Genomic DNA, 25,282 nt, shown 5'->3' on the forward strand with positions numbered 1-25,282 from the left:
TGCCGAACTCAGAAGTGAAACGCCGTAGTGCCGATGGTAGTGTGGGTATTACCCATGTGAGAGTAGGGTGCCGCCAGACTTTTAATTTATAAACACACCAAAAAATACGGTGGAGCGGTAGTTCAGTTGGTTAGAATACCTGCCTGTCACGCAGGGGGTCGCGGGTTCGAGCCCCGTCCGTTCCGCCACCTTATCTAGGGGCGTAGTTCAATTGGTAGAGCACCGGTCTCCAAAACCGGGTGTTGGGAGTTCGAGACTCTCCGCCCCTGCCATAAAAATAATAGATTTGTTCTAATTTTAGTCATTTATTCAATTTTATTTATATAAATAAAAAAATTTTGTTTACAGATTAACTTTGTCAATTATAATTCCCGCCCAACAACTTTTATAATCTAGAGGATATAACATGGCTGAAAGTTTTGTAAGTCAACAACGTTTTTTTGATAATAAGAATTATCCAAGAGGATTTTCTCGTCATGGCGATTTTACTATCAAAGAAGCACAGATCTTAGAAAAATATGGTTGTGCTTTTAGAGATCTCGATGCAGAAACTAAAAAGCCAACTACATCAGAAGAGAAATCTTTTGTTGCAGTTTGTAAAGGGAAAAAGGAACCAGTTACAGATTATGAAAAAACATGGATAAAGTACCTTTCTAAAATTAACAAACCAAAACGTTTTCACACGTTATCAGGTGGAAAACCTCAAGTTGACGTGAGTGATGACTTTGTCGATAGTGATGATTAATTTATTAGCCAATATTTTTGTGCATCTGAATTAATAATCTATCCATAGAACGATAACTCAGTGCTTCTGAAATATGTTTTCGTTCTATGTTCTTTGAACAATCTAAGTCGGCGATAGTCCGAGATACTTTTAATATTCTATGCCAAGCTCGAGCAGAAAGCCCTAATTTAATTAAAGCCTGTTCTAAGTACTCATTATCTTCATCAGTTAACAAACAATGAATTTGAATTTCTTTTGGTGATAATTGACTATTTAACTTTTTATTTCTTATCATTTGAATTTTTCTAGCATCCATAACTCTTTTTTTCACTTTATCAGTTGGTTCAGTTACACTAACTTTTTGACTTAGTGTACCTTTAGGTAGTAATGGTACTTCAATTGATATATCAAAACGATCTAAAAATGGACCAGAAAGTCGATTTAAGTAACGTATAATTTGTTGTGGTGTTGTCCTATTATGGGTTCCATGATAATGACCCGTAGGGCTAGGGTTCATGGCGGCAATGAGTTGAAACTTTGCTGGAAATTTTATTTTTGCATTTGCCCTAGATATAACAATTTCTCCCGACTCAATGGGTTCTCTTAAGGCATCTAATACTTTACGGTTAAATTCTGGTAATTCATCTAAAAATAACACTCCATTATGGGCTAATGAAATTTCTCCTGGTTTAGGTATTGAGCCGCCACCAACTAAAGCTGCTGCTGATGCACTATGATGCGGGGCTCTAAATGGCCTTTTACGCCAATTTTGAATCGAACCATTAGCGCTAACAAGACTGGTGATTGCTGCACTTTCAAGTGCTTCATCATCTGATAATGATGGTAATAATGAAGTTAACCGAGTGGCTAGCATAGTTTTACCGGTCCCTGGTGGACCAATTAACAATAGATTATGTCCACCTGCAGCGGCAATTTCTAAGGCTCTTTTAGCATGTTCTTGACCAATTATATCTTGTAGGTTAATTATTTGCTCATCATCATCTTTGTATTCTCTGTATTCAACAGTAGGCAAATTAATTTCATTGTATAGATATTGGCATAGTTCTAATAAATTATGGGTAATTAACGTATTATTATGATGGATTAATGATATTTCAGATTGATTTTCTCTAGAAATAATCAATGTACGATTATTTTTTTTAGATGATATAGCAGCAGGAATAGCACCTTTTACTGCCTTAATCTCCCCAGATAAGGCTAGTTCACCTAAAAATTCATATTTAGCTAGATTATCGTTAGGTATTTGTTCGGTTGCTGCAAGAATAGCGATAGCTATAGGCAAATCAAAGCGACTACCTTCTTTAGGAAGATCTGCTGGAGATAAATTAACAGTTATCTTTTTTGCTGGAAATGTAAAGCCACTATTAATAATAGCGCTTCTAACTCGGTCTTTAGATTCTTTAACCGTTGCTTCTGGAAGACCAACCAGAACGAAACCTGGTAATCCATTACTAATATGTACTTCAACATTAATTTGAGGTGCTTGTATTCCAATAGAGGCTCTTGTATAAATAATTGCGAGAGACATAGTTTTGTCTTCATTAGTTTCTGATTTTTAGCACTTTATTAGTAATTAAATAATGTGAACAAACAGATAACTAAAAATGCGTGTTCCCTCGCAATAAATTTTCTAATTTTACTGATATTTTAATTTTTAGTTCTTAAAAAGAATTTAGAAATAAATAATGATATAAAAAATAAACAAGTATTACTTAATACAACAGAAGGACCTGTTGGAGTATCATAAATTAATGAAAACAGAACCCCACACAAAATAGATAGCATCCCAATTAATATTGCAAAAAATGCCATTGATTCTGGGTTTTTAGCATAATATTTTGCTGTAGCAGCAGGAATGATTAATAGTGCAGTAATAATTAAAGCTCCAACAAATTTCATAGCAATACCAATTGTTAATGCTAAAAGTATTGTAAGCATAAATTTTGTTAGTGGTACATTAATGCCATGGCTAAATGCTAGTTCCTCACTAACAGTGATAAATAAAAATTGATTCCAACGCCATATCAACAGAATTCCAATTATTAATACACAAATTAAAATCTGATAAACATCAAACATTGTTATAGATAAAAGATCACCAAATAGATAACCCATCAAATCAATGCGTATACTATTCATTAAACTTATCACAACTAAACCAAGTGAAAGAGCGCTATGAGCTAAAATACCCAGTAATGTATCAACAGGTAGTTGTTTTTGAGATTCTAACCATAACAGCCCGATAGCTAATATCAGTGTCATTAGAACGATGGCATAGAATAGATTGATATCAAAAAGGAAGCCAAAGGCAACCCCTAATAATGCTGCATGGGATAACGTATCTCCAAAATAAGACATTCTTCGCCAAACAACAAATGTACCCAATGGACCTGTTAAACACGATAAGCATAAACCTGCAAGTAAAGAGGGTAAGAGTAACTCAATCATTATTTTGTTCCTCTTGAATCAGGTAATATAATTTTTCGATTATGATCATTGTGATGCTGGCAACAATCATTATTGTGATGGTGCTTATATAAAGCGATTTGTGATGCGCCGTGAGGTCCAAATAAAGAAACAAATTCTGGATCGTTTGAGACACTAGCTGGTGTTCCTGAACAACAGATATGATGGTTTAAACAAATTACTTCATCTGTTTTTGCCATAACTAAATGTAAATCATGTGAAACCATTACAACACCACAACTAAACTTCGTTTTAGCATTAATAATTAAATCATACAATAGCACTTGTCCATTTACATCTACACCTTGTGTAGGCTCATCTAAAATAAGTAGTTTTGGGCGTTTTGCTAATGCTTGAGCAAGTAGTACTCGCTGTAACTCCCCGCCTGATAATTGATGCATAGATCGATCAATCAGATATTGAGCTTTTACTAAAGATAATGTTTGGATGATATCATCATAACTTAATTGTTTATTTAGCTGCATAAACCGTTTGACGGTTATAGGTAAAGTTGGATTCAAATTTATTGATTGAGGGACATAACCGATAGTCAAATCAGAAGCACGTTCAATGGTGCCTGTTGTAGGTGAAATTAATCCTAAAATAACTTTGACGAGTGTTGATTTTCCTGCACCATTTGGACCTAGAATCGTAATAATTTGGCTTAAGTTAATCGTCAATGAAACATCATATAATATTTTTTGTTGATTTATTTTAACCGAAATATTATTTAGAGCCATTAATTGTGTCATGATATCGATAGTCCTTGCCGATCAATATGTTATGTTATATTATAACGATAATGTGGTTTTATTCCATCATATTTTATAAATATTGGATGACAAAGTGAAAAATTTAACTAAAAACATCAGACAAGTTCTACGTTTTCTTACACAACTTACGCTAATCGTTATTGGATTAACAAATAATGTTAATGCCACTGTAATTTCCTCAGTAAGGCCGATAGGTTTTATTACTGAAGCAATTGCATCAGGCGTAACAAATACAGATATACTATTGCCGGATGGCGCATCTCCTCATACTTATTCATTGAAACCCTCCGATTTGGCTAAAATTAAGAATGCTGATTTAATAATTTGGGTTGGTGAAGATATGGAAGTTTTTATGCCAACTGTTTTAAAAAATGTTGATGAACAAAAGCAGATAGAATTAATGGATGTTTCCGAAATTAAGAGTTTGCTTAGAACGAATCATCACGATGATGAAATACCTCATAACGATAATGACCATCATCATGGTGAATATGATGAACATATATGGCTTTCGCCAAAAATTGCTAAAATTATTGCAAAATCAATCCATGATAAGCTTATAGAACTGTATCCTAATAAAGTGCAGTTGCTTGATGCAAATCTGAACGAATTCATTACAAATCTATCAGAAACAGAACAAAACATTGCAAAAAAACTAATTAGCGTACAAAATAGAGGGTATTTTGTGTTTCATGATGCATATGGGTACTTTGAATCACAGTTCGGATTAAAAAATCTAGGAAGTTTTACCATAAACCCAGCAGTACAGCCTGGCGTTCAAACTGTCTATGCAATTCAAAAAAAGCTAGCGGAACATCAAGCAGTCTGTGTTTTTAGAGAGCCACAGTTTAGCCCTGCAGTTATAAAGAAGTTAGTAAATGGTACAAATGTTAAAATTGGTGAATTAAATCCATTAGGGACAGGTATCATTGTCGAAAAAGGTGCCTATTCACACTTTTTATTAACATTAACTCAGGAGCTGTTGGATTGTTTAGATAAAAAATAGTTTAGATTATAAGATAGTTAAGGTTAATTTTGGCACAGCAGATTAAATCCCCTAATATTGCAAAAAATAAATTCAAAATTCCCTATTTTTCAGTATTAGGAGCCCTTGTTGTTGTTATTTTTGTAACTATATTGTGGCGACCTTTAAATTTAGATCGCACAGTGTACGTCCCTCTAAATTCTCAAGCTCAAACTACAGTTACAGATACGCCTTCGTCTTCAGTTGTTATTGGCGATGGGCGAATTGATATGCTTAGTGATAAGTCTAAAACTGACAATGTTACAGAGTCGTCTGATGTTCCTGAAGATGATATAGCTAAAGACGAATTAGATGATCTTGCTGAAGAAAAAGATAACACAGTGCAATATACCATATCACGTGGTGATACATTACACGATATTTTGAATCGTTATAATGTAAATAAAAATGATATTGCACAGTTAACAGGTAAGTATAAACAACTAGCCAATTTGAGAATTGGTCAGCAGGTTAGTTGGACGACCGATGATAATCATAATTTGCTGACTTTTAACTGGACAATATCAACTAATAATGTTCGAATTTTTGAAAAGTCAGGTAATCAATTTATAGAAAGTACTGAAACAGTAGAAGGTGTCTCACAAAATAATGTTATTAAAGGTGAGCTGAAATCCAGTTTTGTAGCTGATGCGCGTAAAGCTGGTTTAACGAGTAATGAGATTGGAATTATTACACGTGCATTGCAGTGGCGTTTGGATTTTCGACGTTTAAAAGTAGGCGATAAATTCGTGGTATACTTATCTCGTGAAATGCATGGAAATCGTTTATCAAATAGTAAATTACTTGGTGTTCGCATTAAAAATGGGTCTAAAGATTATTATGCGATTCTAGCTGATGATGGTAAATACTATGATATTAATGCAGGTAGTTTATCTCAAAGTTTTTTCCGATATCCTTTAGCTAAAAAAGCTCGCGTATCATCAGGTTTTAATCCGCGTCGGTTACATCCAGTTACAGGAGTTGTTACACCACATAATGGTGTTGATTTTGCAGTATCTAGAGGAACGCCAGTATTATCTGTAGGAAATGGAGAAGTTGTTATTGCGAAATACAGTGGCTCAGCAGGTAACTATGTCGCTATACGCCATGGTAGGCAATATATGACGGCATACATGCATTTAGACAAAATTTTAGTGAAACCAGGCCAACAAGTTAAACAGGGTGACAAAATTGGTTTATCTGGTAATACAGGGCGTTCTACTGGACCACATTTGCATTTTGAATTACATATCAATAATAAACCTGTTAATCCATTAACAGCAAGTTTACCGATTAATGAAGGTTTAACCGGTAAGTCTAAAAAAGCATTTATAGAAAAAGTTAAAAATATTCAGCCACAACTTAGTTTTTAATTGATTTTCTATATTTAACTATATTATTTAAACTAAAATATCTTATTGATAAGAAGCTCAATGCTTCATTAAAAAGTTATGTTATTATAAGTTAATTTTATTTAATCTTAATATTGGGTGCAGTTTGAACAGACCAACTAAAAAGAAATCGACTAAAAAAGCTTCAAAAAAAAATAAGAAATCATTGTGGCGTCGACTTTGGTCGTTGCTTTTCAAATTATGTCTTATCTTTGTTGCTGTAACTGTCGTTTATGGGATTTATTTAGATCAACAAATTAAAGAACGTATAGATGGTAATGTTTGGGAATTACCTGCGGCTGTCTATGGACAGATAGTCGACCTTGAACCAGATAGTGATTATAGTCTTAGTGATGTTGTTACTTTGCTAAAAGGTGCACAATATCGTCAGCAAGATAGTAAAGCAACTCGACCAGGCGAATTTATTGTTCAAAATGGTGCTGTTGAAATTTACCGTCGTCCATTTACATTTCCTAATGGTGAAGAAAAAGCTTTTCGTGTCAAAATTACTTTCTTTGAAAACAGGATAGATCGCATATCTAATTTAGACACAGGTCGTGATTTTGGCTTACTTAAGATTGATCCTAAATTAATAACGATGATGCATTCCCCAAATGGTGAACAACGGCTTTTTGTGCCTTTAAGAGAATTTTCTGACTCGTTAATAAAAACCTTAGTTGCAACTGAAGATAAACGTTTTTATGACCACCATGGTGTAAGTTTATATTCTATTGGTCGAGCCATATATGTTAATTTAACAACAGGCCGAACTGAAGGTGGAAGCACACTAACACAACAAACGGTTAAAAACCTCTTTTTAACTAATGAGAGAAGTATCAGTCGTAAAATACGTGAAGCCTATATGGCTATCATTTTAGATGCTCGATATAGTAAAGAACGTATCTTAGAACTTTACTTAAATGAAGTCTATTTAGGTCAAGCTGGTAGTGAAGAAATTCATGGTTTCCCATTAGCAAGCCTCTACTATTTTGGTCGCCCAGTTAATGAATTGACATTAGACCAGCAAGCTGTATTAGTAGGTATGGTAAAAGGTGCTTCGTATTATAATCCTTGGACTCAACCGCAACAAGTAATTGAACGTCGTAATGTTGTATTAAAACTTGCTGAGCAACAAGGAATTATTGATGAGGAATTATATAATTTACTTAGCCAACGCCCACTTTCAGTTTTACCAAAAGGTGGAGTGATATCACCGCAACCAGCATTTATGCAAGTTGTCCGTAGTGAGCTGAGAAAACAGTTGGGTGATAAAGCAGACCACCTGTCAGGAATGAAAATTTTCACCACATTCGATCCAGTTGCTCAGGCTGCAGCAGAACAATCGGTTACGGATGAAATAGAAACATTACGTAAATCGACTAATAAAGAATTACAAACAGCAATGGTTATTGTGAGCCGTGAGACAGGTGAAATCCGTTCTATTATTGGTAGCGCTGAGCCACGTTACCCTGGTTATAACAGAGCGTGGTTAACTAGACGAGCAATTGGTTCACTGGCAAAACCGTCAACCTACTTAACTGCATTAGGTCAGCCAGAACGTTATCAGCTTAATACTTGGTTAAATGACAACCCATTATCAATCAAACTTGATAACGGCGGTTATTGGCAACCGAAGAATTTTGATCGAAAGTTTCGCGATAAAGTGATGTTAATTGATGCATTAGCTCTTTCACTTAATGTACCTACAGTTAACTTAGGTATGTCATTAGGTTTAGACGCAACTAAAACGACTTTACAAGCATTGGGGGTACCTGAAGATCGTATCCCTAATTTGCCTTCTCGCTTATTAGGTGCTCTAGAGTTAACACCATTAGAAACAGCACAAATGTTCCAAACTATTTCCAATAATGGCCAACGTGCACCGCTCACAATACTACGGTATGTATTAACTGATAAAGGTGAACTTGTTTATCAAAATTACCCGCAACAAATTCAAGCGGTTTCTCAGCAATCGGCTTATTTAACCACTTACGCTATGCAACAAGTCGTTGAATCAGGAACATCACGTTCATTGAAAGCTAAATATGGATCATTCAATTTAGCTGCCAAGACTGGAACAAGTAATGATTCGCGTGATAGTTGGTTTACTGGTATTGATGGAAAAAATGTTGCAGTCATTTGGATAGGGCTTGATGATCATTCACCTATGAAATTAACAGGCGCTACAGGTGCATTAAAAATATATAGTGAATACTTACAAAATAATCCACCGAAAAAATTACAACTTTCAGTACCACAAAATATCTTTATGGTACCTATTGATAGTAGTGGCCAATGGCAATGCGATGGAGGAGGAGTAAGGACTCTACCTGCATGGACGGTCAATCCGCAAAGTTTATGTGCTGTCAGTTCTCAAACTGAGACAAATCAATCGGCTCCTAGCTGGGTTACTGACATGTTCAATAATTAAATGAGATTATTAAATGCCTGAATTACCAGAAGTAGAAACTAGTCGGCGTGGTATTCTACCTTATTTAAAAGGCCAAATTATCAAGCAAGTTGTTGTTCGACAACCCAAGCTTCGTTGGCCTATTGATGAGGCTATTTCTGATGCTCAAGGCCAAATAATCATAGATATTAAAAGACGTGCTAAATATTTATTATTACAGTTGACGCAAAATTGGATTGTTATTCATTTAGGTATGTCTGGTAGCTTACGCATAGTAAAATCAAACCAAAAACCAGATAAACATGATCATGTTGATTTGGTATTAGAAAATGGTGTGACATTACGTTATACCGACCCAAGGCGTTTTGGGTCATGGCTTTGGACTAATTCTATTGATGATCTTAAACAATTGAAGCATTTAGGATTAGAACCTCTAAGCGAGGAGTTTTCAGCAAACTATCTTTTCGAAAAAGCGACTAATCGAAATATTCCTATAAAAAGCTGGATTATGGACAACCATATTGTGGTCGGTGTTGGTAATATTTATGCTTCAGAATCATTATTTATGGCAAAAATTAATCCGCACCGGAAAGTAAACAGTTTAACTTTAGAAGAATTTGAACGATTAGTCACAGCAATTAAAAAAGTGCTCACCAAATCTATAGAACAAGGTGGCACTACACTTAAAGACTTTGTTCAATCTGATGGTAAACCTGGTTATTTTGTACAAAAGCTCCAAGTATATGGTAGAGAAGGCGAAAAGTGTTTAATTTGTAAATCTGACATAAAGTCTCATCGAATAGGCCAACGCAATACGTTCTATTGCGAAAAATGCCAAAAATAGCAAATTTTAAAATTTATTCTTATTGATCATTCTTTAATATCTTTAGCCTGATTATATTTAATTTAAATAAAAATCTTTGGCGACTACTTTTAACTCCACCCAAATCAGCATAGTATAGTAAATAAGCGACAGTAATTGCGAATATAAGAATAATAAATAATTTATATAGAAAAATCTTTTTTACTCAAATAGCTATGGACTTGTTACGCAATTTCGGCTATCTTTCACGCTGATATTTATATTTTGTAAAGAGTGATACCATTTAATAACATTTTGTTAATTGTTAAAAGGTTTTATCTTTTTGTATTTAAATACGGTTGTTATACTTATTTTAACTTAAATATATTTCTTTTTGATTAAGGAATTTAAGATGATCAAATTTGCTTCTCGCTTTTTGATAGCTTGTTTTGTTTTTTTATATACAATGATAGCTACTGCTGAAGTTAGAATTATAATCACTGATGGCGTAAGTTCTGCTAAACCAATTGCGGTCATACCATTTAAATGGACAGGTAGCGGTGAACCTCCACAAGTTGTGGATAATATTATTGCTTCTGATTTACGTAATAGTGGTAAATTTAATCCAATTGATGTAGCAGCAATGCCGCAAAAACCAACTACCGCTTCTGAAGTCAATCCTAGTGTTTGGAGCAATATTGGTATTTCTGCCGTTGTAGTCGGTACAATCCAACCTGATGCATCAGGAAAATATCTTATCACCTATCAATTAGTTGATACTGTTGAACGTCCTGGAGCTGTCTTAGTTGAAAATCAATTTCCTATTGAACAACGTTGGTTACGTTATGCAGCCCATACTGCAAGTGATGAAATCTTTGAAGCGTTAACTGGTATCAAGGGTGCTTTTAGAACACGTATTGCCTACGTCGTTAAAAATAGTAAGGGTCCTTACACACATGAATTACGTGTTTCTGACTATGACGGATTTGATCAAGTCACCGTACACCGTTCAAAAGAACCATTAATGTCACCAACATGGTCACCTGATGGCAAAAAAATAGCCTATGTAACTTTTGAAAGTGGTCGTTCTGCATTAGTGTTAAAAACATTAGATAGTGGTGCAGTTGAAACTATTGCATCTTTTCCACAGCATAATGGTGCACCAGCATTTTCACCAGATGGTAGCAAATTAGCTTTTGCCTTATCAAAAGGTGGTAGCTTAAATTTATATATGATGAATTTAAGAAGTAAAAAAATCACTCAAATTACTTCTGGGCGTAGTAATGACACTGAACCTTCATGGATGCCTGATAATGAAACAATTGTCTATACTTCTGATCAGGCTGGGCGTCCTCAACTTTATTCAATTAACATTAATAGTGGAGCATCACAACGTATAACTTGGGATAATACCCAGAATCAAAATGCTCGCGTATCTCCAGATGGTAAATTTATTGCTGTAATTTCTACTAATAATGGTGAGCAACATATTACTCGATATGATCTAGAAACGAATACTTATCAACGATTAACTGATACGTTTTTAGATGAAACCCCGAGTATTGCTCCAAATGGCACTATGATTATCTACAGTTCATCGCAAGGTTTAGGTACCATTTTAAATCTTGTTTCAACTGATGGTAATTTTAAAGCAAGGTTACCAGCGACTGATGGACAAGTAAAATTCCCATCTTGGTCACCTTATTTATGAGGAACGACTAAATTTTAAGCAATATTATAATTATTAAAATTGTGTAAATGTTAAGGTCGTTATAATATATACTTCTAATCTTTCTAGTTGGTAACAGGTGTTACTTTGAAGTTGGTTAGAAGTATACAAAATATCAATAATAATTTATTTAAACACAAAGGAGTTAATTCAATGCAATTTTCTAAATTTCTTAAGGTAGCTGCAGTTGCTTTACCATTAATTGCTGTGACAGCATGTTCTTCAAACAGCAGCAGCAAAGCAGGTAACGGTTCTTTATCTAAAGAAGCTCTAGCTCAATTACAAAAATTACAACAAATCAATACAGTTTATTTTGATTATGATAAATACAATGTTAAATCAGAATATTCAACATTATTAAATGCACATTCTATCTTCATGCGTGCAAATTCATTCTTAAATGTTGTTATTGAAGGTCATGCCGATGAACGTGGTACTCCAGAATACAATATCGCGTTAGGTGAACGTCGTGCAGGAGCAGTTAAATCTTACTTACAAAGTAATGGTGTTTCTGGTGAACAACTTTCAATCGTTTCTTATGGTAAAGAAAAACCAGCAGTATTAGGTCACAACGAAGCAGCTTATGCTAAAAACCGTCGTGCAGTAATTACTTACGCTGGATATTAATCCCATCTTATGACGGCTGATTTATCAGCCGTTTTTTATGTTTAAGTTCACGTCGAGTTTATATAATATGTATAAAAAAATACTCACATTGTCCTTATTTTTATTATTTGCTGGATATGGTTGTGCTGCTGGTAGTTCTGATGTGGATAGAACAATACAAGCGCAAGGACAGTTGATAATTCAAAATCAACAAAAAATTAATGATCTACAATCAGATGTAGATACACTTCGTGGTCAATTGGAAGAAACTAAGCATCAACTTAATCAAACAATTGAACGCCAAAAAATGATATTACAGCAAATGACTAATGGGACAGGATTCTCATCAAATTCAAATGATGAAGCCCAAGGTGACAGTTCTGATTCAACATCAAGCACTGATGCTGGGGCATCGCCATCATCATCTTCAGGTTTATCTGGATGGTCTACTTCAGGTGATGATAAAGCGGATTATAATTACGTCATGCAATATATTAATGATGACAAACAGAGTGATGACGTAATTATAGCCTTTCAAAATTATCTAAAAGCCTACCCAAAGACAAGTTACCGTGCAAATGTCAATTATTGGCTTGGTCAACTTTGTTATAAAAAAGGAAAAAAAGATAATGCATCATTTTATTATGCAACAGTAGTAAAAGATTTTCCATCTTCTCCAAAAGCAGCAGATAGCCTTTACAAAGTGGGTTTAATTTTACTTGATAAAGGTGATAAAAAGAATGCCAAAACTGTATTTCAACAAGTCGTAAATAAATACCCTAAAGATAAAAAGACAGTTGATCTAGCAAATAAAAAAATAGCATCGTTATAATAAAGTGTATAAATAACCAGCTATTGAATAAAAATAGCAATAAAAGGGTTGCACCGCCTTATAATTATAAGTATTATAGCAACCCGAAATTGCTTGAAGCGATAAGTAATAAAGCAGAAAGTAATTCTATCAAAATGGGTTGTTAGCTCAGTCGGTAGAGCAGCGGACTTTTAATCCGTTTGTCGAGCGTTCGAATCGCTCACGACCCACCACTTCCTCTTACATAATGAATTTATCTTCCAAACAAACTAGACGTACTAAACTTGTCGGTTGGTGATCTGATTAAAAATCTATTTTAATAAAATCCACTGTTAGTTATTAGAAGATAATTCAAAAAAAATCAAATAATCAAAATATTACCATATCATCCACTAATTGACTTAGAGACTTTCAAATCAAATTTATATTTTTATAAAAATATGATTTAAGGTTTATATTGAAAGCCGTCAAGATAGAAAAAAGTTGTAATCGTAAATAACAATCATTATCATTAAAAACTGTTGTTTTAAAATTAATCAAACAATAGGAAAAATAATGAAATTAGTTAATCAATTAGTCTTCCCATGTACTCTGGGCTTATTTACTTTTATAGCTTACGCCCAAGATAAAGTTAATGATGATATTGAAACTATGAAGGTAGTCGCTAAGGATAATAATGATCAGCGCATAAAACTATCATCAACTGCAACTAAACAAACCTTTGAAATAAAGGATATTCCTCAAACCATTAATTCGATTAACCTTGAACAACAGAAAATTTATGGACAAAATGATCTCAGTGTCATTGTCAATAAATTACCCGGAGTCGATGCAACTTATGATATGCGAGATGAAGGTATCAAAATTAGAGGGTTTTCTGCCAGTTCCGGCGATATTTACCGAGATGGTGTCCGTGCTAGCGGACAAGTTAGACAAAGTACAGCTAATATAGAGCGAATTGAAATTTTAAAGGGACCTGCTTCGGTACTTTATGGTCGAGGTTCAGGTGGTGGAATCATAAATATGATCAGTAAGCAGGCAAATTTTGATTCACCGTCTACCTTGAGTTTACGAGGTGGATCTTGGGATAAATATGGTGGAATGATAGATGTTAACCATGTTTTAAGTGATGAACTTGCCGTACGAATGACTATAGATCACCAATCAGATAAAGGTTTTCGTAAAGGCATTAAACAACGAGATACAATGGTTTCGCCAAGCGTTTTGTATGATAATCTAAACGGATTTAATTGGTTAGTACAATATACAAATGATAAATTATGGCGTAAACCAGATAGGGCGCCGGCTTATTATGATTTACCAAGAGGTGTTTCAATCAAAACGGCCTATGCTCACCCAGATGATTATGTGAAAGATAATTTTAATTCGTTACGTTCGGTGATGGGATATGAATTTGATCATCATTGGTCTATTAAATTAACAAATATGTATCGTAAAGCTGACCAAAATTTCGATCATCTTTATGCTGGTAATTATTGTGATTGGAATGGGAAATTAAACAATGGTAAGCCGTGTAATTACAAAGGTAAATTAAAATTCCGTCGAGCTTGGCAAGAAACTTCGAACAAAACCTACAGTAATACCCTTGATTTAGCCGGTAAATTTAATACTGCAAGTATTGCCCATGATATGTTAATCGGAGTTGAATATAACATTGAAAAAAGGGAACCACGATTAGCTTTAGCTAGCCAATATCCTGAAGCTGTGGATCCTTATCATCCTCATTGGCGCTCTAAAAAGCCTCACTTCACAACATTGAATACCAAAACTAATCATAAAGCTACTTCTAGAGGGTTATATTGGCAGGATCTCATCAGCTTTACAGAACAATGGAAATTACTTGCAGGATTACGTTATGATAATTATGAATTTGCTTCAGATAACAAATTGAATCATCAAAATCGGTCATATGATGGTCACACTTTAAGTCCACGTATTGGTTTAATTTGGCAACCGATTGCGTCTCAAAGTTTTTATGCTTCGTATAGTAAAAACTTTGCACCTTATGGTGGTAGAGGTTTAATAACCATAGCTACAGATTCTAAAACTGTTTATGATGATAAGCCTCAGTATTCACGTCAGTATGAAATCGGTGTCAAAAGTGATTGGTTTAATGATAAGCTCTCTACTCAAATCGCACTCTATGATCTTGAACTTTATAATGTTAGGTATCAACCTGACTCGGTCAATGATCCTTATAATTGGCAAGTTAGAGGCAGTGATCGCAGTCAGGGAATAGAGTTGAGTGCTATTGGACAATTAAGTAAAAATTGGTATATCAATAGCGGTATTGGTTATCAACAAGCTAAAGTGCATAAAGATAAAAAAACACCAGCTAACCAAGGAAAATACCTATCTAATACAGCTAAACATAGTGGCTATCTAAGTGTTCGCTACCTTCCACATGAAGATTGGTTCACGGAAGTGGGATTTGATTATAAAGGTTCAATGTATAATGATGATAAAAACCTCGTTAAACGCCCTGGATATGGAACATGGAATGCCGCAATCGGTTATCAAACACGATCTGTTGATCTAACCTTAGCATTAACCAATTTATTGGGTAAAAAATATTGGCGCTCAAGTAGTATGCCAGGCACTCCTCGCGCATTTTTATTAACTGCAAGTTATAAATTATAATATTCGATAAGTATTTTTAAGAGGGAATGGTATTCCCTCTTGTTGATTATTTTTAAACTTTCGCCGCTAGTTCAATAATTTTCATCGTGACTTCGAATGATTTCAAGAATGATGATAATGGTAAAAACTCAAAACAAGAATGGAAGTTATGTGCGCCAGTAAAATAGTTTGGCGTGGTGAGTCCTCTTGCTGATAGTGCTGAACCATCTGTTCCTCCACGCATGGCGATAGTATTTGGTTTAATACCCAATAATTCAAATGATTGGTAAATCAAATCAATACAACGACGATCATCACCTAAATAATTAGCAATATTGCTATAGATATCAGTAATTTGACATTCAATTTTTGCTTTAGGATATTTACGACTGATAAAACTAACCACATCTTGAATGTAAGTTTTACGAGCGTTATATCGAGTTAAATCAAAATCACGAATGCTCATTTTTAATGTAGTTGTGCTTTGGTTACCAATAATATCATTAAACCAAAAATATCCTTCTTTACCTTCGGTATGTTCAGGTGTTTCAAAGCTATCAAAACAGTTAATAATATCATTCGCTATGCGAATTGGATTGATTAAGACATTTTTTGCTGACATAGGATGAGCAGATACACCCTCAATTTCAAACGTAACCGAGCCAGCATTGAATGTTTCATAAACGACTTCACCCAATTCACAGCAGTCAATGGTATAAGCAAAATCAGGTTTAAAACGTTGCAGATCCAGTTTTTTGGCGCCATTTAACCCAACTTCTTCATCTGGTACGAAAGCAACATAAATATCACCATGTAGGCAATTTTGCTGTTGCAACTGATCTAACATGGTCATGACAACTGCAATTGCTGCTTTATTATCAGCGCCTAAAACACTGGTACCATCTGTAACGAGCAGCTCTTCATTGAGATACTTTTTCAACTCTGGATGTTCTGCCACCTTAAACCAAATATCTTTGTCTTTATTTAATAAGATATCTTCACCAGTAAAAGTCACCCTTTGTGGATTAATCTTCTCTGACAGTGCGACATCTACAGTATCAAGATGCGCAACAAAGCCAATTTTTGGCGCATTAGGTTGGTTACCGGTTAATTTGGCTGTCACAATACTATGTTCATCAAGGTGAACATCTTGTAACTTCAAATCAATTAACTCTTGTTCAAGTTGTTTTGCTAAATTAGTTTGTCCTGGAGTAGAGGGCACAACTGCCGAGCCAGCTTTGCTTTGGCTTGGAATACTTACATAACGTAAAAATCGTTTAACTAATTGTTCGGTAATATTCATGATTAAAATCCTTATCTGCGATTAACTAGTTATTGGAGGATAGACATAACCACTATCAAAACCGATAGGAAGACCTAAAAACCAAAACAGTAATAAATTTATTGTCAAAGCAATTAAGAGAGCAGCCGTATATGGGATCATCATCGAACTTAAAGTACCCACACCAGTGTTTTTACAATACTGCTGACAATAAGCAATGATCAAAGGATAAAAAGCAAACATAGGCGTGCTAACATTAACTGCTGAACTGATACGATAAGCTGCTTGGGTTAATTCTGGCGAGATCCCCACAGACATAAGCATCGGAACAAAAATCGGCGCTAAAATAGCCCATTTGGAAGAGGCTGAAGTGATTAACACATTAAGCAGACTAGTTAGAATTATTACGCCAAAAATAGTGACAACTGATGGCAAATGTAATGCTTTTAAAAACTCGGCTCCACCAATAGCAATTAAGGTACCAATTTGTGAGTTTGAAAATACATATAAAAATTGCGCACAAAAGAAAGCAAAAACAATAAATGGAATAAGTGACTTAGTAATATTTTCCATTGATTTGACGATATCTCGCGATGATTTAAATGCGCCAGTGATAAAGCCATGAATTAAGCCTGGTATTGCAAAAAATACAAATAACAACGGCACAATAATTTGCATGATTGGTGCTTTGTTACTCGTCATACTACCGTCGGGTGCGCGTAATAAAGAATCTTCTGGTAATAAAACCAATACTAAGCCGACAGCAATAATTAAAAAAACAGCTGATGCAATTTTAAATGCTTTATTTTCAATTGGTGAAATCTCAGGAGAATCAGCAATGTTATCTAATTGAATATCATTGTTTAAAGGCATCGTGGCATTTAAGCGAGGCTCAACAATCTTATCTGTAACAAACCAGCAGGCTATCAATACAAAGAAAGTACCACCAAAACTTAAAAAGTAATTACAAAGAACATTGACTTGATATGTCGGGTCAATAATTTGAGCGGCGCTTTGTGTAAAGCCTTGCATTATTGGATCAATAATTGAAGGGGTATAGCTTGAACTAAAACCTCCAGCTAATCCTGCAAATGCAGCAGCAATCCCCGCTAATGGGTGACGCCCTGTCGCATAGAACATCATTGCTGACACAGGCATTAAAATTACATAAGCAGAGTCTGACGCGATATGACAAACCATACTGACAAAAATAACTGATGGAGTAACCAGTTTTTTAGGTGTGATAGCTAATAACTTTTTGAGCAGAACATGAATATAGCCACTGCTTTCAGCAATACCAATACCCAATGTAGCTACAATGGTAATTCCAAGAGGTGGAAATGAGACAAAATTTGATACAAGTTTTGTAAAAAAGGTAACTAATTGGTTTGGTGCTAACATATTCACTACTGCCAGTTTTTCTTGCGTTACTGGATTAATATAATTAAAGCTGACAAAAGAAAGTAATAATGAAGCAACCAGACAAATTATTAATGCATAAAAGAAAAGAGTTGTAACATCAGGAATTTTGTTTCCAATTCGTTCTATTGTATTTAAAAATCCACCAGTTTTTAATGGTGACGTATTTTTTATTTGATTCATGAAAAAAAGTGTAAATATTATTCGGGAAAACAATGTAACATAGTTTAATAATGTAAGTAAACAATGCGTTGGCGCAATTTTAATGACTTAAAAAACCCCGTTCCTCAACTTTTTTTACATTATTTTTACTTATGGGATTTACTAATTTTGAATTTTCTTTAATGTGCATAATATTTAATATTTCGCTAGTATAGAATTCCTGTTAACGATGACATCTAAATTTATTGTTTTTAATCAAAGTTAACAATAAGTATTGCTGCAAGATTGCATAAAACAAAAATAATGCTATATTGTCTGAATATTTAATCATAAAAAAAGAATAAATATTCAATCATCCTGATTGTGAGTAAGGCTCTAAAGGATATTATAATATAAGCAATGGGAGCTTAATTATGGTTTTCGATATTGATTTAATAAAAGATATTTATCAACATTACCCGCAAAAAATTGATCTTATTCGCCAGAAAATTGGAAAACCATTAACCTTGACGGAAAAAATCCTTTATGCCCATCTTGCTGAAGGTGAAGAGCTTAAAGCTTATAAAAGAGGGGAAGATTATGTAAATTTTTCCCCAGATCGTGTCGCTATGCAAGATGCAACGGCACAAATGGCACTATTACAATTAATGAATTCTGGTCGTAAACGAGTTGCGGTACCTTCAACAGTCCATTGTGATCACCTTATTCAAGCTTATAAAAATGCCCATGATGATCTCATCATTGCTGAAAGTAATAACCATGAAGTTTATCAATTTTTACGTGATGTTTCGAACAAATATGGCATCGGGTTTTGGAAGCCTGATGCAGGAATCATTCACCAAGTAGTGCTTGAAAATTATGCCTTTCCTGGTGGTATGATGATCGGTACCGATTCGCATACCCCTAATGCAGGTGGCCTATCCATGATTGCCATTGGTGTCGGTGGCGCTGATGCTGTTGACGTGATGGCGGGTATGCCGTGGGAACTAAAAATGCCAAAAATTATTGGTGTAAAGCTGATTGGAAAATTATCTGGCTGGTCATCACCAAAAGATGTCATTTTAAAACTAGCTGGTATTTTAACCGTTAAAGGTGGTACTAATTCAATTATTGAATATTTTGGCGAAGGTACTGAGTCGTTATCAGCTACTGGTAAAGCAACAATTTGTAATATGGGAGCTGAAGTTGGCGCAACAACCTCAATCTTCCCTTACAGTAAAAAATCTGCTGATTATCTTGCCATGACTGGTCGTCAAGAAGTAGTGGATTTAGCTGATACATTGGTAGATTGTTTCAATCCTGATAAAGAAATTTTAAAGCAACCTGAAAATTATTATGACCAAGTTATTGAAATTAATTTATCGACCTTAGAGCCTTATGTGAATGGTCCATTCACACCTGACTTAGCTTATCCTATTTCAGAGCTTGCTTCTGCCGTTAAAGAACACGATTATCCAGACAATATGGAAGTTGGACTTATTGGATCATGTACTAACTCTTCTTATGAAGATATGATGCGCGCAGCTTCAGTGATTGATAGTGCTAATAAATTAGGCTTAAAAGTAAATGCAAAATTAATTATCAATCCTGGCTCAGAGCAAGTTAAATATACGTCTAAACGTGATGGCATTTTAAGTCGTTTTGAGCAAGCAGGTGCTGCTATTATGGCTAACGCATGTGGCCCTTGCATTGGGCAATGGCGTCGTGATGAAGTTGCCGATGAACACAAAAATTCGATTGTCACCTCGTTCAATCGTAATTTTGCTAAACGTAATGATGGTAGCCCAAACACTTATGCGTTTGTTTGTTCCCCAGAAATTGTAGTGGCATTATCAATTGCAGGTAAATTAAGCTTTAACCCACTTACTGACCATCTCATTAATGTTAAAGGTGAAAAAGTGAAACTTCCTGAGCCACTCGGTGATGAGTTGCCAAAACAAGGATTTGCGGTTGATGATGCTGGGTATATTGGGCCAATAGCTGATGGTAGTGCAGTTGAAGTTCGTATCGATCCTCATTCAGATCGACTACAACAGCTTTTACCTTTCACTCCTTGGGATGGCAAAGATATTATTTCGCAACCACTATTGATTAAAGCAACTGGTAAATGTACTACAGACCATATTTCAATGGCTGGAAAGTGGCTAAAATTTCGTGGTCATCTAGATAATATTTCAAATAATATGCTAATAGGTGCGGTTAATGCCTTTAATCAAAAAACGAACTGTGTTTTGGATGCACAAACGGGAGATTATGTTGAAGTACCAGCATTAGCGCGTAAATTAAAATCACAAGGAATCGGGTCAATAGTTGTTGCTGAAGAGAATTATGGTGAAGGTTCATCAAGAGAACATGCTGCAATGGAACCACGTTTTTTAAATGTTAAAGCCATCGTAGTTAAATCGTTTGCTCGTATTCATGAAACCAATCTAAAAAAACAAGGTATGCTTGCTTTAACCTTTGTCAATAAAGATGACTATGACAAAATTCGTGAAGATGATCAAATTAGCATTACAGGACTCAGTAATTTTGCTCCGGGAAAAAATCTAACATTAACCCTTCATCATCGTGATGGTAGCAAAGAGTCTTTCGCCGTTTCGCACACTTACAATCAAGCACAAATTGAATGGTTCAAGGCAGGTAGTGCATTGAATAAGTTAAAAGAAGAAGTTAAGTAAAATAAGAGGAATAGACAATATGAATCAGCGAGTTTCAATTGAAAATGGACAATTACTTGTCCCAAATCATCCAACGATTCCTTTTATCGAAGGTGATGGTGTGGGTAAAGAGATTTGGCACGCTGCTCGAGCTATTTTTGATAAAGCAGTTGAAAAAGCTTATCAAGGTAAGCGTAGTATTCAATGGAAAGAAGTACTTGCTGGTGAGAAGTCGTTTAATTTAAATGGATCATGGCTACCTGAAGAGACCATGATTGCCTTCAAAAATTATCTTATCGGTATCAAAGGACCATTAATGACACCTGTTGGCGGAGGGATTCGCTCACTAAATGTTGCATTGCGACAAGAATTAGATCTTTATGTTTGTTTGCGCCCTGTCCGTTGGTTCAAAGGTGTTGAATCACCAATAAAGCATCCTGAAAAAGTAAACATGACCATTTTTCGTGAAAATACCGAAGATATATACGCCGGTATTGAATGGCAACAAGGTTCTGATGATGCTGAAAAGTTTTATCATTTTTTATCTGAACAAATGAAAGTAACTAAAGTTAGGTTCCCTAAAACCTCAGCTTTTGGTGTGAAACCTGTCTCAATTGAGGGATCTGAACGCCTAATACGCTCAGCAATCAAGTATGCGTTACAACATAAATTACCGTCTGTGACCCTAGTTCATAAAGGTAATATTATGAAATTTACCGAAGGTGGATTTAAGCAATGGGGTTATGAACTTGCGGAAAGAGAATTTGCTGACGCAGTTTTCACCATGAATCAATATGCAAAAATTCAGAAGGCCCAAAGTAAAGCAGCAGCAGAACAAGCATTACAAACCGCTAAAGCAAACTCTAAATTAATTATTAAAGATGTTATTTGTGATGCATTTTTACAAAATACATTATTAAAACCTGAGGACTATTCGGTTGTTGCAACATTAAATCTCAATGGTGATTATGTATCGGATCAGCTGGCTGCCATGGTTGGTGGTATTGGTATTGCGCCAGGTGCTAATATTAATTATTTAACCGGACATGCTATATTTGAAGCAACACATGGTACTGCACCTGATATAGCAGGTCAAAATCAAGCCAATCCATCATCACTTATATTGTCAGGAGTGATGATGTTTGAATACTTAGGTTGGCATGAAGTAGGACAATTAATCACTAATGCGATGGAAAGTTTGTTTCAATTAGGTAAAGCAACAACTGATTTAGCACGCTTTATGCAAAATGGACAATCATTATCAACAACTGAATTTACTCAAGCAGTTATCGATAATTTATAATTCAAAGGGGATGGTTAATGAAAGAAAAGTTCTTGGTTTATAAATTATCGGAAACCATTAAAAATACTAGTAAAATTGAATCGCAGTTATTCGAACAATTTAATGTAAAACGTGGATTACGTAATGCAGATCATACTGGTGTATTAGTTGGATTAACCAAAATTGGTGATGTATTAGGCTATGAACGCTTAGAAGATGGTTCACTAAAACCAATTGCCGGTAAATTATTATACCGAGGAATTGATATTGAAGAGCTGGTTCATAATGCTCAACAAGAGCGACGAACAGGGTTTGAAGAAACTATCTATTTATTATTATCTGGTTACTTACCCGATAAAGAAGAATTACGAGATTTTTCACGTTTACTCTGTGAGTCGATGGCGTTAGAAAAACAAACTAAGATTGCCATAATGGAACTTGAAGGCCATGATGTGATGAACATTTTGGCTAGAACTGTTCTTGAAATGTATACTTATGATCCTGAACCTGATGATACCTCACGTGATAATTTAGTGCGTCAATCCATCGATTTAATTGCTAAATTCCCAGCAATTATTGCTTATGCTTACAATATGTTAAGTCATAGTGCTAAAGGTAAATCACTGCATATCCGCCATCCACACGAAGATTTTTCAATTGCAGAAAATTTTCTCTATATGATGAAAGGATCCGGTCGATACACAGAACTTGATGTAAGAGTACTTGATTTAGCCATGATTATTCATGCTGAACATGGTGGCGGGAATAATTCAACTTTTACCGTTCGCGTAACGAGTTCTACGGGTACCGATACTTACTCATCTATTGCTGCAGGTATAGGATCATTGAAAGGTCCATTGCATGGTGGGGCTAATTTGCAGGTAGGAAAAATGCTTAAACATCTTGCCGAAGAGATTAAAAATTGGACTGATGCAGATGAAATTGATGCATATCTACAACGTATTTTAGATAAAGAAGTGTTTGATCGAAAAGGGTTAATTTATGGTATTGGCCATGCGGTTTATACTGTATCAGACCCAAGAGCCATGTTGCTAAAAGAGATGGCCCATAAACTTGCTCAAGAAAAAGGCCGAGAAAAAGAATTTAACTTTCTAAACTTACTTGAGGAACGTGCGATTCATGCAATAGTTAATCGTAAAAATGCCAGAACTAAAAAGCAAGTCTGTGCTAATGTCGATTTTTATTCAGGTTTTGTTTATGACATGATTGGGTTACCAAAAGAAGTTTACACGCCATTATTTGCTATGTCGCGAATTGTTGGATGGTGTGCTCATCGCATTGAAGAACTTAATTTTGATGATCGTCGAATTATACGTCCTGCCTATAAAAACATTGGCGAACTTATGCCTTTTATTCCTTTGAAAGATCGTTGATACATATACCGTCAGTATCATTCTGACGGTGATATTAAAATGGCTGTTTATTAAAAAATCATGGTGATTTAGAACAATAGTTTGTAGACTATGCTTCATTAATCGTTTTTGACTATGTACTTGGTACATAAATCGTATATGAATCTTTTAAAATCTTTAGCTACAGTTAGCTCAATGACAATGGTTTCACGCGTTTTGGGGTTTGTTCGTGATGCTATTATTGCCCGTTTTTTTGGAGCGGGAATGGCTACGGATGCATTTTTTGTTGCTTTTAAACTGCCCAATTTACTTCGACGAATTTTTGCTGAAGGGGCTTTTTCCCAAGCTTTTGTACCGATTTTAGCTGAATATAAAAATCAGCAAGGCATTGAGGCTTCACGTACTTTTGTGGCTTATATCGCAGGTTTATTAACACTGGTATTAGCTATCGTTACTTTAATTGGTGTTGTAACTGCACCATTTATTATAATGATAACTGCACCAGGTTTTATGCAAGAATCATCAGATAAATTTGAACTTGCAACAATTATGCTGAGAATTACTTTTCCTTATATCTTTTTTATCTCACTTGCATCATTAGTGGGTGCTATACTTAATACTTGGAATCGTTTTTCTGTACCTGCATTTGTGCCAACATTGTTAAATATTAGCATGATTGCTTTTACCTTATTCTTAACCCCTTATTTTAATCCACCAGTGCTTGCGTTAGCTGTTTCTGTTGTGGTAGGGGGAATTTTACAATTGCTATACCAGCTACCTTATTTGAAAAAGATTGGTATGTTGGTTTTGCCTCGTATTAGTTTTAAAGATAGCGGTGTTTGGCGAGTGTTAAAGCAGATGGGACCCGCTATCTTAGGTGTATCAGTCGGTCAAATATCATTAATTATTAATACAATATTTGCATCATTTTTGATTTCAGGTTCTGTTTCATGGATGTATTATGCTGATAGATTAATGGAATTTCCTGCAGGTGTACTAGGTGTTGCATTAGGAACTATTTTGTTACCATCTTTAGCCAAAAGTTTTGCCAAAGGTGACCACAAACAATATTCAGAGTTGTTAGATTGGGGGCTTCGCCTCTGCTTTTTATTAGCTTTGCCAAGTACTGTGGCATTAGGTGTTATTTCTAAACCATTAATATCAACTCTTTTCGAGTATGGTCAATTTACCTTAAATGATACTTTGATGACTCAACGCGCATTAGTCGCTTATTCAATTGGTTTGCTTGGATTAATTTTGATTAAAGTATTAGCCCCCGCATTTTATTCCAGACAAGATATTAAAACACCGGTGAAAATTGCAATAATAACCCTTATTTTAACGCAATTGATGAATCTGGCTTTTATTGGACCTTTACAACATGCAGGCCTTTCATTATCAATTGGACTTGCAGCATGTTTTAATGCTGGTTTATTGTTTTGGCAACTTCGTAAGAAGAAACTCTACCAACCACAACCAGGTTGGTATCGATTTTTAATCAAGGTTATTATTGCTGTTTTATTGATGTCAGTAGCGTTGTGGTTTGGAGCTCAGTTATTACCCGATTGGTCTACAGGCTCAATGCTAACAAGAGTTGGATATTTATTCCTGCTAGTTATTGTTGGTATTTGTATCTATTTTGGCTCGTTGGTTTTGATGGGCTTTAAAATAAAACATTTTATTAAAAGAATTGAATAAGTTGTGGTTTTG

18 protein-coding genes and 3 tRNA genes are annotated in these 25,282 nt (G+C 34.9%); 16 read left to right on the forward strand and 5 right to left on the reverse strand.

Annotated features, from left to right (window positions below; all coding sequences use genetic code 11):
- Window positions 1-111: 111 nt before the first annotated feature.
- The 3 genes from J3U09_RS05065 (at window position 112) to J3U09_RS05075 (ending at window position 745) form a co-directional block, all read left to right on the forward strand.
- Window positions 112-188 (forward strand) — tRNA-Asp (locus J3U09_RS05065).
- An 8-nt stretch (window positions 189-196) separates the two neighbouring features.
- Window positions 197-272 (forward strand) — tRNA-Trp (locus tag J3U09_RS05070).
- 134 nt (window positions 273-406) lie between these two features.
- Entirely contained in the window at window positions 407-745 is a 339-nt protein-coding gene (locus J3U09_RS05075; protein ID WP_065562455.1) for a DUF413 domain-containing protein, read from the forward strand.
- A gap of 4 nt (window positions 746-749) precedes the next feature.
- Here the strand turns inward: J3U09_RS05075 and J3U09_RS05080 are convergent, their stop codons facing one another.
- The 3 genes from J3U09_RS05080 to znuC all read right to left on the reverse strand — a co-directional run bounded on the left by J3U09_RS05080 (window position 750) and on the right by znuC (window position 3,963).
- The gene (locus J3U09_RS05080) at window positions 750-2,273 is read right to left on the reverse strand and encodes a YifB family Mg chelatase-like AAA ATPase (RefSeq protein WP_220225242.1); all 1,524 of its coding nucleotides are present in this window, start codon (window positions 2,271-2,273) and stop codon (window positions 750-752) included.
- Between the two features lie 119 nt (window positions 2,274-2,392).
- Window positions 2,393-3,193 carry a zinc ABC transporter permease subunit ZnuB gene (gene znuB / locus J3U09_RS05085; RefSeq protein ID WP_267357374.1) on the reverse strand — a complete coding sequence of 267 codons (801 nt, stop codon included), beginning with the start codon at window positions 3,191-3,193 and terminating at the stop codon, window positions 2,393-2,395.
- Window positions 3,193-3,963 (reverse strand): zinc ABC transporter ATP-binding protein ZnuC, encoded by a 771-nt coding sequence (znuC, locus tag J3U09_RS05090; RefSeq protein ID WP_220225240.1) that lies wholly within the window; start codon window positions 3,961-3,963, stop codon window positions 3,193-3,195. The genes znuB and znuC overlap by 1 nt, the downstream gene beginning before the upstream one ends.
- Window positions 3,964-4,057: 94 nt before the next feature.
- Between znuC and znuA the strand changes: the two genes are divergently transcribed.
- From znuA to J3U09_RS05135, 9 genes are all read left to right on the forward strand, one after another.
- Window positions 4,058-4,990, forward strand: a complete 933-nt coding sequence (znuA, locus tag J3U09_RS05095; protein WP_267332244.1) for a zinc ABC transporter substrate-binding protein ZnuA — start codon at window positions 4,058-4,060, stop codon at window positions 4,988-4,990.
- A 29-nt stretch (window positions 4,991-5,019) separates the two neighbouring features.
- Window positions 5,020-6,381 (forward strand): murein DD-endopeptidase MepM, encoded by a 1,362-nt coding sequence (gene mepM, locus J3U09_RS05100; protein ID WP_267329985.1) that lies wholly within the window; start codon window positions 5,020-5,022, stop codon window positions 6,379-6,381.
- Between the two features lie 124 nt (window positions 6,382-6,505).
- Window positions 6,506-8,830, forward strand: coding sequence for a bifunctional glycosyl transferase/transpeptidase (gene mrcB / locus J3U09_RS05105; RefSeq protein WP_267357375.1), 2,325 nt, complete (start codon window positions 6,506-6,508; stop codon window positions 8,828-8,830).
- A 13-nt stretch (window positions 8,831-8,843) separates the two neighbouring features.
- Window positions 8,844-9,653, forward strand: a complete 810-nt coding sequence (gene mutM / locus J3U09_RS05110) for a bifunctional DNA-formamidopyrimidine glycosylase/DNA-(apurinic or apyrimidinic site) lyase (protein ID WP_267357377.1) — start codon at window positions 8,844-8,846, stop codon at window positions 9,651-9,653.
- A 373-nt stretch (window positions 9,654-10,026) separates the two neighbouring features.
- A complete protein-coding gene (gene tolB, locus J3U09_RS05115) occupies window positions 10,027-11,322 on the forward strand; it encodes a Tol-Pal system beta propeller repeat protein TolB (protein WP_416380045.1) in 1,296 nt (431 codons plus the stop codon).
- Between the two features lie 171 nt (window positions 11,323-11,493).
- A complete protein-coding gene (gene pal / locus J3U09_RS05120; RefSeq protein ID WP_267332248.1) occupies window positions 11,494-11,967 on the forward strand; it encodes a peptidoglycan-associated lipoprotein Pal in 474 nt (157 codons plus the stop codon).
- Between the two features lie 67 nt (window positions 11,968-12,034).
- Window positions 12,035-12,778, forward strand: coding sequence for a tol-pal system protein YbgF (gene ybgF / locus J3U09_RS05125; protein WP_267332249.1), 744 nt, complete (start codon window positions 12,035-12,037; stop codon window positions 12,776-12,778).
- 136 nt (window positions 12,779-12,914) lie between these two features.
- Window positions 12,915-12,990 (forward strand) — tRNA-Lys (locus J3U09_RS05130).
- A 322-nt stretch (window positions 12,991-13,312) separates the two neighbouring features.
- Window positions 13,313-15,418 (forward strand): TonB-dependent receptor, encoded by a 2,106-nt coding sequence (locus tag J3U09_RS05135; RefSeq protein ID WP_267357379.1) that lies wholly within the window; start codon window positions 13,313-13,315, stop codon window positions 15,416-15,418.
- A gap of 52 nt (window positions 15,419-15,470) precedes the next feature.
- Here the strand turns inward: J3U09_RS05135 and pepT are convergent, their stop codons facing one another.
- Both pepT and J3U09_RS05145 read right to left on the reverse strand, forming a co-directional pair.
- A complete protein-coding gene (gene pepT, locus J3U09_RS05140) occupies window positions 15,471-16,700 on the reverse strand; it encodes a peptidase T (protein WP_267357381.1) in 1,230 nt (409 codons plus the stop codon).
- A gap of 21 nt (window positions 16,701-16,721) precedes the next feature.
- Window positions 16,722-18,281, reverse strand: a complete 1,560-nt coding sequence (locus tag J3U09_RS05145) for an AbgT family transporter (protein WP_065735161.1) — start codon at window positions 18,279-18,281, stop codon at window positions 16,722-16,724.
- Window positions 18,282-18,673: 392 nt separating this feature from the next.
- Between J3U09_RS05145 and J3U09_RS05150 the strand changes: the two genes are divergently transcribed.
- From J3U09_RS05150 to murJ, 4 genes are all read left to right on the forward strand, one after another.
- The gene (locus J3U09_RS05150; RefSeq protein WP_267357383.1) at window positions 18,674-20,938 is read left to right on the forward strand and encodes an aconitate hydratase; all 2,265 of its coding nucleotides are present in this window, start codon (window positions 18,674-18,676) and stop codon (window positions 20,936-20,938) included.
- 19 nt (window positions 20,939-20,957) lie between these two features.
- Complete coding sequence (gene icd, locus J3U09_RS05155; RefSeq protein WP_267357385.1) at window positions 20,958-22,220, forward strand: NADP-dependent isocitrate dehydrogenase; 1,263 nt, start codon at window positions 20,958-20,960, stop codon at window positions 22,218-22,220.
- Window positions 22,221-22,237: 17 nt separating this feature from the next.
- Window positions 22,238-23,593, forward strand: a complete 1,356-nt coding sequence (locus tag J3U09_RS05160; protein WP_267357387.1) for a citrate/2-methylcitrate synthase — start codon at window positions 22,238-22,240, stop codon at window positions 23,591-23,593.
- Between the two features lie 138 nt (window positions 23,594-23,731).
- Entirely contained in the window at window positions 23,732-25,270 is a 1,539-nt protein-coding gene (gene murJ / locus J3U09_RS05165) for a murein biosynthesis integral membrane protein MurJ (RefSeq protein ID WP_267357389.1), read from the forward strand.
- Window positions 25,271-25,282 lie beyond the last annotated feature (12 nt).

This window comes from Gilliamella sp. B2889, assembly GCF_026536885.1.
Classification (GTDB): Bacteria; Pseudomonadota; Gammaproteobacteria; order Enterobacterales; family Orbaceae; genus Gilliamella; species Gilliamella apicola_E.